The sequence below is a fragment of the Microcoleus sp. BM001215392 genome, from assembly GCF_036700185.1.
Lineage (GTDB): Bacteria > Cyanobacteriota > Cyanobacteriia > Cyanobacteriales > Microcoleaceae > Microcoleus.
This window is the reverse complement of record NZ_JAUBOJ010000104.1, coordinates 1-18,441: the sequence shown is the minus strand read 5'-3', so window position 1 is coordinate 18,441 and position 18,441 is coordinate 1. Positions and strand designations below refer to the sequence as shown.

Here is an 18,441-nt window from a genome sequence, read left to right as displayed (position 1 = left end):
AAGAGTAGCAATGAATAAGTCTAAAACGCGGGACAACCCGACGGTGGAATGGAATAAAATCAATTGGCGAAAAGCTGAAAGATTGACATTCAAGTTGCATTCATCGTATCTATCGAGCAAGTGAGCGTGGTGATGTTAAAGCAGTTCGTAAGCTTCAGAAGACCTTGATTAATTCTTGGTCTAATAAGGTTTTAGCGGTACGACGGGTAACACAAGACAACACTGGCAAACGTACAGCAGGAGTGGACGGTATTAAATTACTAAGCCCTAAGCAACGAATCAAGCTAGTAAATCAACTCAAAACAACTGGTAAATCACAACCAACACGTCGGGTAATGATTCCAAAACCAGGAACTAATGAGTCAAGACCATTAGGAATACCCACAATGTACGACCGCGCCTTACAAGCAGTTGTGAAAGCAGCGCTTGAGCCAGAATGGGAGGCCTCATTCGAGCCTAACTCATATGGTTTTAGACCAGGTAGGTCGTGTCACGATGCAATAGGAGCTATCTTTGGTAGTATCAAACAAAAAGCCAAATATGTACTAGACGCTGATATTGCCAAATGCTTTGACCGCATTAACCACAAAGCGTTACTTGACAAAATCAATACCTATCCACGACTCCGAAAACAAATTAAATCGTGGCTTAAAAGCGGGGTATTAGAACAAGGTGAAATTTTTCAGACCATTGAAGGAACGCCACAAGGAGGAGTAATTTCCCCACTATTGGCTAACATAGCCTTACATGGAATGGAAGAACGGATTAAACAATACGCGGAAACTTTGAAGTGTAAACAAAACAAAGATAACAAACGGAAATCCTTAAGTTTAATCCGATATGCTGATGATTTTGTGATCATCCATGAAAACATTGAAGTAATACTCACCTGTCAGAAGATAATCGCAGAATGGTTGAGTGACATCGGTCTAGAATTAAAGCCAAGTAAAACAAAACTCACCCACACCCTTAATGAATATAACGGAAATATAGGGTTCGAGTTTTTGGGATTCCATGTACAACAACATAGGGTAGGTAACTACCGAAGTGCCACAAATCCACATGGAACCAATTTGGGTTTTCAAACGTTAATTACCCCGTCTAAACCAAAAATTAAGGCTCATCTTGAAAAAATTCAAAGAGTAATAGAGATTCACAACCATGCCCCACAAGCTGCTTTAATTAGTCGGCTGAATCCAATTATTAGGGGATGGTCAAACTATTACTCAACATCAGTAAGTAAAGAAACCTTCACAAAGGTAGACAACCTGATATACGACAAATTAAGAGCATGGGCAAGACGACGGGGAAAAGGTAGCATCAACAAAGACAAATACTGGCGAACAGTAGGCGACAGAAATTGGTGTTTCAGCACAGAAGACGGTTTAGAATTGTTCCAACACTCAGCAACGCCAATCGTAAGGCACGTAAAAGTAAAAGGCAATTCAACACCCTATAACGGTGACTGGATTTATTGGAGCAAAAGACGCGGAGAATACCCTGAAACACCAAAAAGAGTGGCAACACTCCTCAAGACACAAAAAGGTAAATGTACCCACTGTGGCCTGTACTTCACACCTACAGACATTGTAGAAGTTGACCATATCCAACCTCGCTCCCTAGGCGGTAAGGATGAATACAGAAACCTCCAACTTCTACATAAACACTGTCACGACACAAAAAACGGAAAATGACGGCTCCCTCCAAAAGAGCTATGATGATAACCCGTTTTGAGTTGTATCCTTAACAAAGGATGGAGATATCAAGGAGCGGAATGAAGCGAAAGTTTCACGTTCCGTTCTGAAGGAGAGGTAGGGGTAGAAATGCCCCTATCGACTCTAACCTTTTACCAGCTATAACCGAAACATAAATGCAGCAATCAATATCAAAAATGAAGGCTTACTTAGGGATATTGACCTTGGGAACCTGTGTGAGTGCCCGGGCGAGGTAATGTAAGACCAAAAGACTGTGGGCCTAATTCCACTACTGGGCTTGAGGTTGGCCCTTGATACTAGGAAGCTTCGCGATATCGCGTGGCGATTGGTGTGTGGTAGTTCACAAATCGGTAGTTGGCCAGCCAAAATTTAAGATTAATTTTTGAAATTTTGGCTGGTGATAAATCTCAAATTGAAAATTGCAAATTGAAAATTGCAAAATTATGACATCCTGTCTAAACGATCGATCCGCTTGAACACGCGCACCATCGCCAAAAGAGAACCCGCCGCCAGCACTGCCAAACCCGCAGCCGGCCAGACTAGATTGCTGACAAACATAATTGTTGCCGACACAGTAAAAGCACTCATTAACAAAGCATAATTAGTGCTTATTTGAGCGCTGCTCATGCGGCGGAGCAAGCGCTCTGTTTCCGCTGAACGGACGCGAATCCGTAAATCACCTTGTTCGAGCTTGTCAATCGTCTCCTCAATCCGGCGCGGCAAACCCAAAGCAGTCGAACTCACCTGAGCCGCCTGACGACCAATTTCGTTAAAAATACTGCTACTTGCGTCAGGGCCATTTCCATTAGTCATAAGCTGCATGGCAAAAGGTTGTGCCACCTCCATAAAGTTAAAATCGGGATCTAAGCCTCGGCCCACCCCTTCGATGGTGGAAAAAGCTCGCATCACAAAAGTAAAAGTAGCTGGGAAGCGAAAAGGTTGGTTGTAGGCAATATCGTAAAGGTCGTCTGTAATGGCGCTCACGGACTGATTTTCAAAAGGCTTGTCCATGAAGTTATCCAGCATATACTGGATGCTGCGGCGTACCGGACTCATATCACCCGTAGGCACCAAAGCACCCAAGTCGATCAGAGAATCCATAATCCGCTGTCCATCCTTAGAAGCAATGCCGTAGAGAGTCTCCATCAGTCCTTGGCGGACGTTAGACTGAATTTGGCCCATCATGCCAAAATCGTAGAAAATCAGACAGCCGTCAGCACTAACAGCGATATTGCCGGGGTGGGGGTCAGCGTGGAAAAAGCCGTCGTTGAGCAACTGCTGCAAATAAGCTTTCGCGCCCAACTGAGCGATTAACTTGCGATCGATCCCAGCCGCTTCTAGAGCCTCATAGTGGCTGATTTTAATTCCCGGTAGGTATTCCAAAGTCAGGACTCGGGGAGCCGCGTAGCGCCAGTAAACCCTAGGTACGCGCACCCAGTCGCAGTCGCTAAAATTGCGGCGAAAAGTATCAGCATTGCGGCCTTCATGGAGATAGTCAATTTCCAGCCACAGAATGCGACAGCATTCCTCATAAATGCCGAGCCAATCTCGGCCGCGGCCCCACTTAGGATGGTTTTGAAAATAGCGAGCAATTCCCTTAAGAATTTGCAAATCGATCTCGAACAGCTTTCGCAGTCCAGGTCGCTGCACCTTAACGACCACTTCCGGGCCTGAATGCAGTTGAGCTTTGTGTACCTGACCCAAACTGGCAGCGGCCAATGGAACGGGGTCAAAGCTGCGGTAGAGTTCTCCAACAGTCTTGCCCAAATCTTGCTCGACAATTACCTCTAACTGCTCGTAGCTGAAAGCAGGCACTTTATCTTGAAGTTTAGAAAGTTCCTCGACAAATTCTGCTGGAAACAAGTCAGCCCGGGTGGAAAATAGTTGTCCAACTTTTATGAAAGTCGGGCCCAAATCCAGCAGGGTTTCTCGCACCCAGATTGCTTGAAAGCGCCGTCTGGCAACTTTCTTTTCTTCAGTCACGCCTCCCCAGTAGCTCCAGTTTTTGCTGTCGAGCCACAGCGAAGCCAGCCACAGCAGGACAAAGGCCCAAATGTCGAAGAAGCGCCGTTGCCGGGAGTATTTTTCGCGATTCCAGCGATAAGCTTTACTTTTGTAGGATTTACTGGCAGTTTTTGGCTCATCGGCCGAGGCCGACTGCGGGAGGGAGCGCTGGCGATTAACAGAGTCATCAAGGAGAGCAGACACTTGGGTTCCCAAATTGCTTATTTTAAGTTGTTTTGATCGAAAGAAGGAGCGCAGGAGCGCATTGCTTTGCGCTCGCATAGAAATCAGTCAATAGTTGGTTGTTCCGGTACGCGCGGCGCAGCTATTGCTTTTGGAGAGTGGGCGGCGCGTTAGGGCAAACTGCTGCGGTAGCGCTGTAATTCCGATCGCACCAAAGCCACTTCGGCGCGCAGCTCGTCAATAGTCACTTGCAGCTCTGCTGGATGGATGTCTTCAATGGTGGTAGTGCTGGTAGTTGCAGTGCCAGTTCTAGTGTGGATGGCGTCATCGGCTGCTCGATTCGCCCGTTCCACAACTCGATCGGTGAACTGCCGCAGGCGTTCTCTTTGCTCGGCGTCAAATTTGCCGAGTTCTGAGAAAGCATTGGTTGCGGCGCTTTCTAATTGCTCGTACAGTGCTTCGGCAAGTGCTCTGCCTACAAAAAAGGCATGAACGGGTGGTTTACTCATAAAAAAAATCTCTGTGCGCTTCCGCCACAAATTATAACTTGCTTATCCCCGATGGTGCTTGTTCCGCAAGACAGGATGTTTGGGAAAAATGATTCCCAGCCCTGGCCGCCTGCGAAACCTACAACTTTTTTTCAGGCGGCGCGATCGCACGAGTACGATCGCATCCCGGGAGCCACCCAGACAACCCGTTGAATTTTCAGCTTTGGTGTAGCTCGGTTGTCTCTCAACCTCCGGGCAGCGACCTATGAATTAAATTACCTCAAATATAGCATCCCAAAACTGATCTGCGTTGCGAAGATTGTCTTGCGGGTAAAACAATGTAAAAAACAGACACAGCGATTGCTCTGGCGTTGCCATGCAGACAAAAACCTTAAGTTAACTGTCTTTAATTATGGCGTATATAGGGTTTACTTAAAATTGTCCGAATAGAGGAACGTTAGCTAAGCTATCCGCAGGAAAGGAATCTCAGTCTGTTATGGTTTATCTGTTAAAAATTGTACTCTAAAACATTTATTTATGGGTGATAATTATCCAAACAATAGCAGACATCAATGCTTTCTTAGCTTAAAAATAAGTAGCTTTATAAAATTTTCACAAGCTGTCCCACCTCAGAAATTATATTGACATGAATATTTACATCTAATTAGTCAATCTTCAATGAATAAGAGAATTATATTTAAGATGAATTTAAGTGTTAGAGCAAATGCCTAATCTGAGATAAAATTAGTATATCCTGTTTCTTTGTGAGAGTTTAGCAATATTTTTGCTAATATTATGTGGCTTTAAATAGCCTTGTTTGTGAAACCATCAAATTTTTTTGATGGTTGATAAAACCAAGTATTTATCAGCAGATTTAAGAAACTCAAAAAATATTAATTCGTCGTCGGTTCAGCCAAAGGAGCAGTCGGTTCTGGAACAGGAGGCGCCGAGTAAGGCGCGATCGAACTATCGGAATTGGTGCCGCTGCGGCTCGGTATCGCAGGTTCACCGGAGGCGGGTATTGGGGAATCTGGCGGGGAAGATTCCGACGGCGACAGGGTGTCAGCACTCTTAGCAGCAGGCGGTGCGGGTGTGGGGGACGAGTAACTGGGAGTTTCCGGTGGCAGGGGTGCAACCGAAGGTACCGGTGCGGGAACCTGTTTGGGTACTGGCTCGATTTGGGTGTTCGCCTCGGGAATGGGGGACTCAGAAAGCTGCTGTTCGGGATCGGGAGTCGGAGATGCCGAAGCTGACGCTGGTGTCTCTGCGGCGGGAGTTTCCGGGCTTGGGGAATTTTTAGCTCCATCGCTAGCTGCTGGGGACTCGATCGGTTCTGGAATGTTGCTGCTGTCTGACGTGGGTTTGGGACGTTTGTTGAGTACGATCGGCGGCAGAGGGCTGCTTTCGACTGAGGGCTGGCCAAACATCGGCGCCGACATATCTTGGGATTTGAGTAAATCTTCTAGAGATGGGAAAGATTGAGTTTTGGGGCCATTGCTGCTGGCATTCATGCTGTTGTAGCGCCATGCGAGGTCAAAACCCATCCAGCCTGCAATTACAGCCGTCACAAAAAATGCCAGCAAAGTCAACTGCGGCGGCGGAGGTGCTGGCAATCGCAGACTTTGCTTGCTGTTTCTTTCTACGGGTACTCGCTCTTGTTCTTGGAGCATGGTAAGCCAATTTTCCACTGTCTGGGGGCGTTTCTGGGGATCGGTTTCGAGTCCCTGAAGGATTGCTCGCTCGATTCTGGGGTTGAGGTTGGGCTGAAATTGCCGCAAAGAAACTAGGGGAATTCGATCGCGCAGGGGTGCTGCTACGGGTGGGACGCCGCAGAGCAAGTAATATAGGGTAGCGGCGATCGCGTAGATGTCGGTGGCCGAGGTACATTTACCGTCATAGAGGTATTGTTCCATCGGCGCGTAACCCGGAGACAGTAAGTTTGTGTGGGCTTGTTTCGTGCCGGCGGTAAAGTCGCGAGCAATGCCGAAGTCTATCAACATTACTAGATGAGAATCGGCTCGCCGGATCATATTTTCTGGCTTGATGTCTCCGTGCAACAATCCGCTGTCGTGAACTTTACTTACCGCTGAGGCTATTTGCCTGATGTAGTGCAGGGCCTGGGCTTCTGGCAGCGGTTGACCGGTTTCGACTATTTGGGCGAGAGTTTTGCCCGGAACGTAGTCCATCGCGATAAAAGATTGTCCGGCTTCTTCAAAAAAATCGACGATCCTGACGATGTTGGAATGCTGGCATCGAGACAGCCGTCGGGCTTCGGCAAGAAACTGCTGTTGAAACTGCGCTGATGCTGGATGTTGGCGCAGGCTTTCGTTGAGGGTCTTGAGTACGACGGTTTGGTTTAAATGGGTATGGACAGCTCGGTAAGTAATCCCGAACCCTCCTATACCTAAAGTCGCGTTAATTTGATATTTGCCCTGTTGCAGGACTGTTGCTGGCGCTAAGTTCATCTTTAGTTGATGCCGGTTCCCAAACTATGCTACCGCCTTTGGGTCATTTCGCTGCTTTAGACCCCGCATTCGATCGACCTGCACGTTAGTTTTGGCTTTTAGTCTGAATTTTTTGGTAGCGGGCGATCGTTTTCTGGGAATTTTTGACCAATCCTATCTGTGCCCAGCGTTTTAAAACTTCATAGAATCAACTTCTTGCCAAAATAGCTACGACATTCGCTCAAAAAAACTTTGTGCAAGAAGTCTAATATTTTTTCAATAAAAATCCCGCTCTTGTGGAACGGGAAAGCCATCAGGGTGCATCTATATCTTTCAATATAACTCATGGGGGGTATAACCCCTTTTAGCTTTAACAAATCTTTACAAATTTTTGTAAATTGTAAAGATTTAGAATTTTAATTGACTTATGTACAAAGTTGTGCAGCGGTAAATCCGAGATTGTTAAGACTGCCCAGTCGGCAAAAAAAGGTGAAAAATAGAGACAAAAAACCTTAACAATTGGGTATGGGGCGATCGCCAACTACAGTCAAACTTAAGCTTTTTTGCCGTGTGTCGGCAAATGGTGCAACAAGTACCACAACACTGCCACATTTAAGATGAATACCACTAACTTAAGTACCGTGACACCTTGAAATAATTCATATATTTCAGGAGGTATACTGATGCCTACCAACACTAAAACCAAGATAGTTGCCCAGCCTTTTTGGTACCACAAACCAATCGCTTCGACAGCAGTCAAGACTGCATACATTCCGGCAGCAAGTCCGCTAAAAAGTAAGGTATTTTGCTTAAGACTTAGAATTTTATCTAATAAATATTCAACTATTTTTAGTTTTGTTTCTAATAAAAAAGATTCCGAAAAATCCTCCAAAGCTTGATGATTTTTAAGTGTAAAAAGCAACGCTATCGAAGTTACTGCAAGTAAGGAAGCGACAAAAAATTTGTAAAGGACAATTGCGATCAAAGCAGGGGGGCGGTGGGTTTTCACGTTAATTATGAGAATATTTATAATGTGCGAGTGGCTGTGGGGCTTGGGGAAATTAAAAACTACAAAACTCCTGGATAAATCAATATAAAATAAACACGTCTGGGTTCTAAATTAAAGGTATTGTAGTATTTTTGCCTAAAAATTTGGTGTGTAACCAGTTGTGCGTCAGTCAGACAAAACTGAAGTTCGGCCCGCCATCGGCTCGCTCTCTAGTTTTTCCGAATCAATCTAAGAATGAGGCAGCCTGCAATCCGATTAAGCTGTGAAAATTGCGATCGCGATCGGATTGAATCAACCAATTATATAAAAATAAAGCCCTCCTGCGACCGCATACTTAGATGCTAAGCTTGAGGATAACGTTTTGCTAAGAAAGAGATAGCAGCAGCCCGATCGCCCAAATCGCCATCCAACCTCGCAGCCAACAAATCATCCAACATCAGTTTAAACCCAGGCCCTGGCTTGTAACCCAAAGCCTTTAAGTCATTGCCGTTTAAAGGCGGCTCAACATTCGCCAACCGGGTGAGGTATTGCCAAATCTGGCGGCGGGCGCTGCGGGGGCTTTGCAGGGCGATCGCCATTAACAACGGTAACTCATAATTCCTCAACAGAAACACCAATTGACTGGGTAAATTACACTTCGGCAAATTTTCTGCTATGCGGTTTTTTCCGGCTTCCAAATGTTGCAGCCGCTTAATACTATCTGCTGGTAACTGAAGATTTGTAGCCACCTTAACCCGATATTCAGGTGCTAAATAAGCGATCAAAACTTCCAGCCGCATCAGCCAATCAGGAATATTGATAACAGGGAATTGGGAATTGATAATTGTTAACTGGGAATTGGCAATAGTTGCATCTTTCAACATCAATCCGTTAAATCCGTTACGAAATTCGTTGCCGAACTTCCTTCCTTGCAAACATCGATCGAGCAAACGCAGCCGCCGCCATAACCGACGATCCAAATTTAAAGTAGGATGAATGCAGCGCAAAGCCTGCAAATCTCCTAGCATCCGCAAAGCAACCTGCCAATAAGGAGCTTGCAAAATGTACTTCAATTCACTTTTGAGGCGAGTTTCCAAAGCCGGGGCTCTGCCGTTTTCCCCCTGAATACGGTAATAAATCCCGCTTTCCAAAGCGTGGCGGATGTATCCTTCAGTCTGCGACTCAATGGAAAATCCCAGTCGCACCGCAAACCGCACAGCCCGATAAATCCGTGTCGGATCTTCGATAAAACTGTTAGAGTGCAAAACTCGAATTTGCCGCGCTTCCAAATCTAGCAAACCGCCAAAAAAATCTAACAATTCCCCACTGTGTGGCACACCCAACCGCACAGCCAGCGCATTAATTGTAAAATCTCTGCGGTACAAATCTTGACGGATCGAACTCGCTTCAACTTCAGGATTTGCGGCCGGATAAGGGTAAAATTCAGTACGAGCCGTAGCGATATCCAGCCAGAGGGAACCGAAAGTAGAGTCTTTGTGCCACAACAGGGCGGCGGTTTGAAATTGACCGTGAACGTCTAAACGCGAGTTGGGGTAAAGCTTTTGCAGGGCTGAAGCTAGTTCGACACCGGCACCGGAATCGTCGGCGCCGCAGTTTCCATCCACAACCAAATCAATGTCTGTGAGCGTTAGTTGGTAGTCCGTAGCTAAGAGTAAATCGCGGACTGCTCCACCGACAATATACAGTTGCCAGCCGCGTTCTTGGGCAATGTTGGCCGCGATCGACAATAATTGCCATAATTCGCTACTAATGCCCGATCGCAACAATTGCTCAACGGATTCAGGTACGCGACAATTAGACAACTCAGGATTACTTCCACTATCGCGCCCTTTTTGCTGGTGCAATTCCCGCAACACGTCAGTGCGAGTCACAATTCCCACCAGTTGGCCGTTTTCCAATACCGGCAAACGCCCGATATCGTATGTCACCATTAAAGCTTCAATTTCTGGCAACAAGGTATCCGGGGCGATGGTTTTTAGCTGCGGAGTCATGTAACCCTTAACTGGGGCGTGACTGAAACCGTGGTGGAGGGCGATGTCAATATCGCGGCGCGAGATAATTCCTGCCAGTCGATCGCCCGTATCGACAACTGAAAGTCCAGAATGCCCGTAACGTAGGAGGATACGGTGAGCATCTCCCACGGAGGCTTCCGGGCGAATGCTCCGCACTGGAGATGACATTAATTCGCGGGCGGTGGGAGGGTGCGGGATTTGAGCTTTGAGTGAGTCAGCTAATTGATTTAAAGTTAGCAGGGCGTCAACATCTCGGGTGGCGAGGGATGCGGCGCGGGCGTGACCTCCGCCGCCGAAAGGTTTGAACAATTCGCTGAGGTTTGTGCTGGAAATGCGCGATCGACCGATAATAGCTAAGCGGTTGGAAACTTGAGATTCAGGGATGTTGCGGCTGCTGTCGTTTTCGGTAAATTTATAAACGTTACCTAAAAGTAGAGCATCGGCTTCAGTTAAATCGAGCAAGCGAGAAGCCAGCGCCGAAAGTCCGGGCACGTAGGCTTCAGTGGATAGCAAGACTGAAGCTACTGTATAACCATTAAAGGTTTGCGATCGCAAATTTTCCAGCGCTTCTCTGAGCAAATCCTGCAATTGCGGAGACAAACCGGGTTCTACATATTCAGAGATTACCCGCAAACTGGCTCCTTGTTCCATCAACCACGCCAAAGCCAGTGCGTCTCGCGCGGTTGCGCCGTCGAAGGTGAGGGAACCGGTATCGACGTGGATTCCGAGGGCCATGACTGTAGCTTCTGAAGGTAAAAGCCGGGATACTGTATCGCCGTTTTCGGTTGCTTTTTGGAATTTTTCGCGGAGTTTTTCGACAATTAATGTAGTGGTAGCCCCGACTGCTTCAATTTGGGTGACAGTAGCGGGGATGTCTAAATCAGCCTGTAGGTGGTGGTCAAAAACCGCAATTTCGTTGATTTGTGGCAAGTCTAGCCACTCGGCGGCTTTTCCTAGTCGATCGCGCCCTGAGGCATCCACTATACTAATAGATCGAATTTGTTGCGGATTGACCGATCGACGTTCAATCAGCGGGTACTCGTCGCGGTGTAGCGCCAAAAAATCCCGCACTGTCGGGTGAGAACCGCCAGTCAGCACGATTCTGCTACCGGGGCGCAGCACGGAAAGTCCCACCGCTGCTCCTAAGGCATCAAAATCTGCTGTTGTGTGGCACAAAACTAAGTCCATAGCCGAAAATCCCGTATCTCTCACTCCCACACTAGCAATTTATAGGGCTTTGATACCGGATCGGGCGATCGGGCTTTAACAGGACTTACGCACGGGCTAGCAACCGGGTTTCTCGGAAAAATTTGGGACGAATCACGAGAAATCACGCAAGAAGCCCGGTTTCTGAGGTCTGAATGCGACCTGGACTGTTTAACTTAAGCTTCAGCCAGTATCGAATCCAGTTTTCTGTGCTGCTGCGAACAGTGATAAAATTGATAAAAATCTCAAGAGCTACTAAGGCCTGTTCGCGCAATGCCCGAATTTGCACAGTCTCTTTAGTATCACTCAACCGACAATTTCTCGATCGACTATCGGGATACTGTCAAAAACTATAATCTGGAATATTTTGCCAGGTTATGACAAACTATTTCTCGTCCGCGCACGGTTATATCAAAAGGAGAAAAGATGTTATCGATTCTGTTTCAAGTGGTTTTACTAGGTCTCGTGCTACTGTCTTTTGTGATGGTTGTTGGTGTCCCAGTTGCCTATGCTTCTCCCCAAAACTGGAATCAGTCTAAAACGCTGATTTTTGCTGGTTCTGGTCTCTGGTTTTTACTGGTTATTGCAGTGGGTGTCTTAAACTTTTTAGTAGTTTAATTTCGCCAAAAAAGTTTAGTTAAAGAAGGCAAAAGATAGAAGTTTGAAGGCATTAATCAGTGATTTAAAGGCATTCTGCATTCGGCAAAAGCTAGGAATTATTTAGACCGTGCGACGAGCCTGTATGTTTTTGCACTCTTTGATTCAGATGAGATGTTTCGGTTTTCTGACTTTTGCCTTCTCACAAACAAAAAAATAAAATCTAAGACCTAAAATCTAAAATAGAACACTATGACTGTTTTCGAGGGAACTTTTACTCAAACAGAATCTCTCCGGTTTGCGATTGTCATCGGTCGTTTTAACGATTTGATTGTCAACAAACTGTTGGAGGGATGTCAAGATTGCTTGAAACGCCACGGGGTTGATATCGATCCTCACGGATCTCAGGTGGACTTTTTTTGGGTTCCCGGAAGTTTTGAGATTCCCTTGGTGGCCCGCCAAGCGGCTCTTTCTCGCCGCTACGATGCGGTAATCTGTCTGGGTGCGGTAATTCGCGGCCAAACTCCGCATTTCGATTTTGTAGCGGGTGAGGTTGCTAAGGGAATTGCTGCTGCTGCTTTTCAAACAGGTGTACCGGTGATTTTTGGGGTGGTGACGACTGATACAATGCAGCAAGCTTTGGAAAGGGCGGGAATTAAGAGCAATTTGGGCTGGAATTATGCGATGAGTGCTTTGGAAATGGGCACTTTGATGCGTCAGGTTAATGGTTTGGGCGCAAACTCTTACGAGCAATTACCTGCTGCGTCTGCTGTTCAAGTGCTGTCGGGCGAAACTAATCTGGCTTGATGTATGTATCTTCTGAGATAACTCGGCGATTGAAATCGCGTCTACAAAAACAAAGTCCGCCTGTGCGGACTAAGAGATCAAGTAGGTAAGCAAAGCCATGAATACTGTCACCGCGAAAAGATTCTCGATCGCAGAATATCACCGTTTGGGAGAACTGGGATTTTTCGCTCCCGATGAGCGAGTAGAATTGATTCGCGGAGAAATTATCAAAATGGCTGCTAAAGGTAGGTTTCACTCTGTTTGTAACAGTCTTTTACTTGAAGAGTTAGTCATTTTACTGGCAAGACGCGCTCGCTTGCGCGTACAAGAACCGATAATTTTATGTACTACAAATAGCGAACCAGAACCTGATGTGGTTATCGCCCGCAATCGTTATGATAATTATTTAGATTCTCACCCAGAACCTGCGGATATCTTGTTAGTGATTGAGGTTTCTGATTCTACTTTAAAATATGACCAAAGAACCAAGTTATCTCTCTACGCTGAAGCTGGGATTTCTAATTATTGGATATTTAATTTAGTCGATCGTCAACTGGAAATGCACAGCGAACCTTATCAAAAAAGACAAGGTGACTTCCATTATCGCTCCAAACGAGTTGTTTTGCAAAATGAGACTGTCGTAATTCCGGGTTTTCCCGAATTGTCTCTAGATTTATCCTTGGTGTTTCCAGCCTAATTTAAAACTAGGCGATCGATCGCTCACAACGATCGATCGCCTAGATACTGATTTTTGATTCAGTCGATCGGCGCGATCGCACCCATATCAGCTACAGTCCAATTTGTCAATGATAACATCTATCGTTGTGTCATCTTTGAGCTTTCGGCATACTAATCACCAGACAGAGGAAACCACAACATGATCCAAACCATATCGAAAACAATCACGTTTGATGAGTTCGTTGCTTGGTATCCAGAGAACTCTGTCCATAAGTACGAATTACACAACGGAGTAATTGTTGAAATGCCTTTAGGAACCGGCGACCATTCCGATGTTACGGGTTTCATCTCCAGTGAGATCAATTTTGAAATCAGGCGACTGCAATTACCCTACTCCATCCCCGGTGACTGCCTACTCAAGCTTTCCCGTGACGAAGCAGGTTATCAACCAGACGTAATAGTCTTAGACAGAACCGCACTTGCAAACGAACCACGCTGGAAAAAAGAATCCGTCATCACGATGGGGTCTTCAGTGCGACTGGCTGTAGAGGTTGTCAGCACGAACTGGCGGGATGATTATTTTTTCAAAGCTTCCGATTATGAAGAAATGGGCATTCCCGAATACTGGATTGTTGATTATTTAGGTTTGGGCGGCCGCAAGTTTATCGGTAATCCCAAACAACCAACACTTTCGGTTTACCAATTGGTAGATGGGGAGTATCAGGTTAAACAGTTTAGGGGAAGCGACAGGGTTGAGTCGCTGGCTTTTCCAGAATTGCCATTAACGGCGGAGCAGATTTTTCTGGCTGGTTTGCCGAACTAGCGTGTAAAAATTATGCAAAGGTCGATCGAAGATTGGATGATATTACGATGGGTTGGCTACTATTTAATCAACTGAAAAAAACTTAAATTTGACAGCAACAAACCAAAGAGCCATTTCTTAGTCCGCGGCGGAGGCGGACGCAAGTTTGACTCGCTTTGCGGTTTCAACCGCCGAATCACCAAGGAATGCCTTACGCGCGGGTGGTCAGAAACCGGGTTTTTACGGGAATACTTCGTTAGGGCGACAAAAACGCGAAAAAACCCGGTTTCTCTGGTTTTGATGCGTAATTCCCCGATCGCATCCACACAAGCTTGCAAATTGTCAAATTGTGTGATATCATAAAACGTTCTTAGAAATAGCGCAACACTAACTATTACTGCATGGCAACGAAGCCAACGATCGCATTTACGCACCTCGGCTGCGAAAAAAATCGCATCGATACCGAACACATGATTGGCTTGCTGGCTCAAGCGGGCTATCAAGTCGATTCTAATGAAGAATTAGCCGATTATGTTGTAGTCAATACTTGCAGTTTTATTCAAGCTGCGCGAGAAGAGTCAGTCCGCACCTTGGTAGAATTAGCGGAAGCTAATAAAAAAGTAGTCATCACCGGCTGCATGGCACAGCATTTTCAGCAGCAATTGCTGGATGAATTGCCGGAAGCCGTCGCAATTGTCGGCACTGGTGACTATCATAAAATTGTCGATGTGATGCAAAGAGTCGAAAAGGGCGATCGAGTTTCCCTCGTCTCTAGCGAACCTACTTACATCGCTGACGAAACTACTCCTCGCTACCGCACAACATCGGAAGGTGTCGCCTATCTGCGGATAGCAGAAGGCTGTGACTACCGCTGTGCATTTTGCATTATCCCGCACTTGCGCGGAAATCAACGATCGCGCACGATCGAATCAATTGTCGCCGAAGCTAAGCAATTAGCCTCCGAAGGGGTAAAGGAAATTATCCTAATTTCTCAAATTACCACCAACTACGGCAAAGATATCTATGGCGAACCAAAACTAGCCGAACTGCTGCGGGCTTTGGGTGAAGTAGATGTGCCTTGGATTCGGATGCACTACGCCTATCCTACAGGTTTGACTCCGCAAGTTGTGGCGGCAATCTGCGAAACGCCCAACGTTTTGCCGTATTTGGATTTACCTCTGCAACATTCGCACCCAGAAATTCTGCGGGCGATGAATCGGCCTTTTCAAGCTGGGATTAATGATGCTATAGTCGATCGGCTCAAAGCAGCAATTAAAGGCGCCGTCATGCGGACAACTTTTATAGTTGGCTTCCCGGGCGAAACAGACGAACACGCAGCACACTTGCTAGAATTTGTCAAGCGCCACGAATTCGATCACGTGGGAGTTTTCGTATTTTCGCCCGAAGAAGGCACTCCAGCCTTCAGTTTGCCTCAGCAAATACCCGCAAAAATAATGGAAATGCGACGCGATTCGGTAATGGCGGCACAACAACCTATATCATTGAAAAAGAATCAAGAGTCTGTCGGTCAGGTAGTTGATGTCCTGATAGAACAAGAACAGCCAGAGACAGGCGAGTTGATTGGTAGATCCGCCAGATTTTCCCCAGAAGTAGATGGACTCGTCTATGTAACAGGAGAAGCGCGGCTGGGATCGATCGTATCTGTGAAAATTACAAGTTCAGATGTCTACGACCTCTACGGTCAAGTCGATTTTAGACTTTAGATTTTGGATTTTAGATTAAAGAATTGACTTGCAGCGCAGTGAATCTGGGAGCTGGAATTTTAGTCTAAAACTTTGGGATCGACTCTGACGCTCGTGTCGGAAAGCAAGTATCCGTCTGTGGGCGGGTCAAGTCAAGCGTGTTGCTGCAACTGTCGCCTCAGACAGTGTGGCGAAAAAAACCGGACACCAACCAGAAATGATTAGCGGATTGTCCAAGAAAAGTAACCATTAGTGCAAGATTGTGCAAAGATATGTAGAAAAGGGGCTGTAAACTTTTTTACCCCCTCTCTGGCAATCGACCCGCCCCGTCGGGGTGCGGTTATCTCTACAGAACGATCGGAGAATTTTAACGAATTTAATGTTTTGTTTCTGAATGTAAAGAGTTATGATGATAACAAGCCAGAAATAACCGGGGAGAATTTTGAGATTGCTTCGCCGTCCGCCCTACACCACAACGGTATCCCGAAAGAGTGTTGAGATGGATAGGCGGTAACGGTAGTCCAAAAACGGATAGAAGCCACCGACGCCAGGAGTGGAGAGATTGAAAATTTTAGACGCTAGTTAAGACCCCCCAGATCGATCTGTGGAGTAAATCTAAAATCTAAAATCTAAAATCTAAAATCGACTGACGGTCGCAACATTCCCTGTAGAATCCCGCAGGCGACGGATTGCGGGATAGCGCCTGAACCAACAAAAGTCTAACTACCATGCAGGTAGTAAAGTGGGGCTGGTCACGATCCTCACTATAAAATGCCCAAGAGAGAAAGCTTGCAAGTACCTCAAAGGAAGTCCAATGTACTATTTTAAGAATGTTGGAAGCCGATAACTCGATCGCTGGCGGTTGATATCGGTGATGTCACAAAATCAAAGACGGCTGTCGAATCGGTAAATTAGTCACCATCGACGGAGCTGCCCTATACTCGATTGCTATTTGAAAAGGTGCGCGCAGGCGCAGCACCATACAGAACTCATATATGAGTTCCTGCCCTAGAGCAGAAATCCGCATCCGAGTTGGGCGACTTAGAAGGCTAAGACTCGTTATTAGGAGCATTAATGAATTTATTGTTTGAAGGCTTGGGTCTTTCCGAAGAACTCGTTCTCCATCTGGAAACACTCGGCTTTACAGAACCTACTCCCATCCAAGTACAAGCAATTCCGCACCTGCTAGCAGGTCGCGACGTTGTGGGTCAAGCTCAAACTGGAACGGGCAAAACGGCAGCATTCTCGTTGCCCATCTTGGAACGGATTGATTTAGATTTAACCGCGGTACAAGCATTGGTGCTCACACCGACTCGCGAATTGGCCATGCAGGTAACTGAAGCCATCCGCGATTTGAGCGGCATCAGCAGCGACGGCCCGGTAAAAGTCGGTCGCTCTCTGCAAGTTCTGACCGTGTACGGCGGTCAATCGATCGATCGCCAAATGCAGCGTTTGAAGCGCGGCGTTCACATCGTGGTCGGTACACCCGGACGCATCTTAGATATGCTCAGCCGCGGCAGCCTGAAACTAGACAAAGTACAATGGCTGGTTTTGGACGAAGCTGACGAAATGCTCAGCATGGGCTTCATCCAAGATGTGGAAAAAATCTTGGATGCTGCACCAAAAGATCGTCAAACAGCATTTTTCTCGGCGACGATGGAACCTTCCATTCGGAAATTGGTAGCGCGGCATTTGCGCAACCCAGTCAACGTCACCGTAGAACAGCCAAAAGCAACGCCGAAGCGCATCAGCCAAGGCGTGTACATGATTCCTCGCGGCTGGTCGAAGGCAAGAGCTTTGCAGCCAATTCTAGAAATGGAAGACCCGGAATCTGCACTGATTTTTGTGCGGACGCGGCAGTCGGCGGCGGAACTTACTAGCCAACTGCAAGCAGCCGGTCACAGCGTTGACGAATATCACGGTAATTTGAATCAGGCACAGCGGGAACGCTTGCTGCATCGGTTCCGCCAATGTCAAGTCCGCTGGGTAGTGGCGACTGATATTGCGGCCCGCGGTTTGGATGTGGATCACTTGACTCACGTAATTAACTACGATTTACCCGATAGCGTAGAAAGCTACGTTCACCGGATCGGACGTACTGGCCGGGCCGGCCGCGAAGGAACTGCGATCACGCTGATTCAACCGGTGGATCGCCGCAAATTGCGCTTGATTGAACGCCACGTGCGATCGAGCTTGACGGTGCGCAACATTCCGACACGGGCACAAATTGAAGCTCGTCAGTTGGAAAAGATGCAGGGTAAGGTTCGCGAAGCTTTGGCTGGCGAACGGATGGCATCTTTCTTACCTCTGGTGTCTCAGTTGTCTGAGGAATACGACTCCCATGCGATCGCCGCCGCAGCTTTGCAAATGGCCTTCGATCAAAGCCGTCCGGCTTGGATGGGCGCCGATTACGCTCAACAAGAAGATCCCCCTATTGGTGGAGAAAACAGCGTCAAGCCAATCTTGATCAAAAAGCGGGCTAAGACTGGCGCGCCGACTAATTCAGTCGGTTCGAGCATTCCTGCTCCCGTTCCCCAGAACAGCTAATTAGTAGGGTGCGCGCTGCGCGCCTTATTTTCTAACTGGTAGGGTGCGCAGTGCGCACCTTATTTTTTTATATGTGGGGTTAATCTTTAGGTACGTTGTTGCACTTCAGCGCTCTTTATGAAGGAGCGCTGAAGCGCAACTACGTACCTAGACTGCACGGGGTATCTGGCGCAAGGCAAATATGTTTGTAGGGGCGAAGCATGACCGTAGTGAATATGAGATGATAACTAATAACTTATATGCGGTCATGCTTCTTCAGGCTTCAAA

Annotated in this window: 13 protein-coding genes; 8 read left to right on the top strand and 5 right to left on the bottom strand. The window is 46.8% G+C overall.

Annotated features, from left to right (window positions below; translation table 11 throughout):
- Window positions 1-98: 98 nt before the first annotated feature.
- Window positions 99-1,694, top strand: coding sequence for a group II intron reverse transcriptase/maturase (gene ltrA / locus QT974_RS13635; protein WP_333469010.1), 1,596 nt, complete (start codon window positions 99-101; stop codon window positions 1,692-1,694).
- A gap of 462 nt (window positions 1,695-2,156) precedes the next feature.
- On the opposite strand, the gene QT974_RS13630 is transcribed toward ltrA, so the two are convergent.
- Window positions 2,157-3,923, bottom strand: a complete 1,767-nt coding sequence (locus tag QT974_RS13630; protein ID WP_333469009.1) for an ABC1 kinase family protein — start codon at window positions 3,921-3,923, stop codon at window positions 2,157-2,159.
- A 149-nt stretch (window positions 3,924-4,072) separates the two neighbouring features.
- Window positions 4,073-4,411: a DUF6825 family protein gene (locus tag QT974_RS13625; protein WP_333469008.1), complete on the bottom strand. Its 339-nt coding sequence runs from the start codon at window positions 4,409-4,411 to the stop codon at window positions 4,073-4,075.
- An 88-nt stretch (window positions 4,412-4,499) separates the two neighbouring features.
- Here QT974_RS13625 and QT974_RS13620 point away from each other — a divergent pair, with 88 nt between their 5' ends.
- Window positions 4,500-4,622, top strand: coding sequence for a hypothetical protein (locus QT974_RS13620; protein WP_333469007.1), 123 nt, complete (start codon window positions 4,500-4,502; stop codon window positions 4,620-4,622).
- Between the two features lie 661 nt (window positions 4,623-5,283).
- Here the strand turns inward: QT974_RS13620 and QT974_RS13615 are convergent.
- The 3 genes from QT974_RS13615 to QT974_RS13605 all read right to left on the bottom strand — a co-directional run bounded on the left by QT974_RS13615 (window position 5,284) and on the right by QT974_RS13605 (window position 11,043).
- Window positions 5,284-6,855: a serine/threonine protein kinase gene (locus tag QT974_RS13615; RefSeq protein ID WP_333469006.1), complete on the bottom strand. Its 1,572-nt coding sequence runs from the start codon at window positions 6,853-6,855 to the stop codon at window positions 5,284-5,286.
- 532 nt (window positions 6,856-7,387) lie between these two features.
- Window positions 7,388-7,843, bottom strand: a complete 456-nt coding sequence (locus QT974_RS13610; protein ID WP_333469005.1) for a DUF2127 domain-containing protein — start codon at window positions 7,841-7,843, stop codon at window positions 7,388-7,390.
- 341 nt (window positions 7,844-8,184) lie between these two features.
- On the bottom strand, window positions 8,185-11,043 hold the full coding sequence (locus QT974_RS13605) for a CBS domain-containing protein (RefSeq protein WP_333469004.1): 2,859 nt from the start codon (window positions 11,041-11,043) through the stop codon (window positions 8,185-8,187).
- 444 nt (window positions 11,044-11,487) lie between these two features.
- Here QT974_RS13605 and psbZ point away from each other — a divergent pair, with 444 nt between their 5' ends.
- From psbZ to QT974_RS13575, 6 genes are all read left to right on the top strand, one after another.
- Window positions 11,488-11,679: a photosystem II reaction center protein PsbZ gene (gene psbZ, locus QT974_RS13600; protein ID WP_333469003.1), complete on the top strand. Its 192-nt coding sequence runs from the start codon at window positions 11,488-11,490 to the stop codon at window positions 11,677-11,679.
- A 231-nt stretch (window positions 11,680-11,910) separates the two neighbouring features.
- Entirely contained in the window at window positions 11,911-12,465 is a 555-nt protein-coding gene (gene ribH / locus QT974_RS13595) for a 6,7-dimethyl-8-ribityllumazine synthase (protein WP_333469002.1), read from the top strand.
- Window positions 12,466-12,562: 97 nt separating this feature from the next.
- Complete coding sequence (locus tag QT974_RS13590; RefSeq protein WP_333469001.1) at window positions 12,563-13,141, top strand: Uma2 family endonuclease; 579 nt, start codon at window positions 12,563-12,565, stop codon at window positions 13,139-13,141.
- Window positions 13,142-13,321: 180 nt separating this feature from the next.
- The gene (locus tag QT974_RS13585) at window positions 13,322-13,945 is read left to right on the top strand and encodes a Uma2 family endonuclease (RefSeq protein ID WP_333469000.1); all 624 of its coding nucleotides are present in this window, start codon (window positions 13,322-13,324) and stop codon (window positions 13,943-13,945) included.
- A 380-nt stretch (window positions 13,946-14,325) separates the two neighbouring features.
- A complete protein-coding gene (gene rimO, locus QT974_RS13580) occupies window positions 14,326-15,648 on the top strand; it encodes a 30S ribosomal protein S12 methylthiotransferase RimO (protein ID WP_333468999.1) in 1,323 nt (440 codons plus the stop codon).
- A 1,053-nt stretch (window positions 15,649-16,701) separates the two neighbouring features.
- A complete protein-coding gene (locus tag QT974_RS13575) occupies window positions 16,702-18,174 on the top strand; it encodes a DEAD/DEAH box helicase (RefSeq protein WP_333468998.1) in 1,473 nt (490 codons plus the stop codon).
- Window positions 18,175-18,441: the final 267 nt, after the last annotated feature.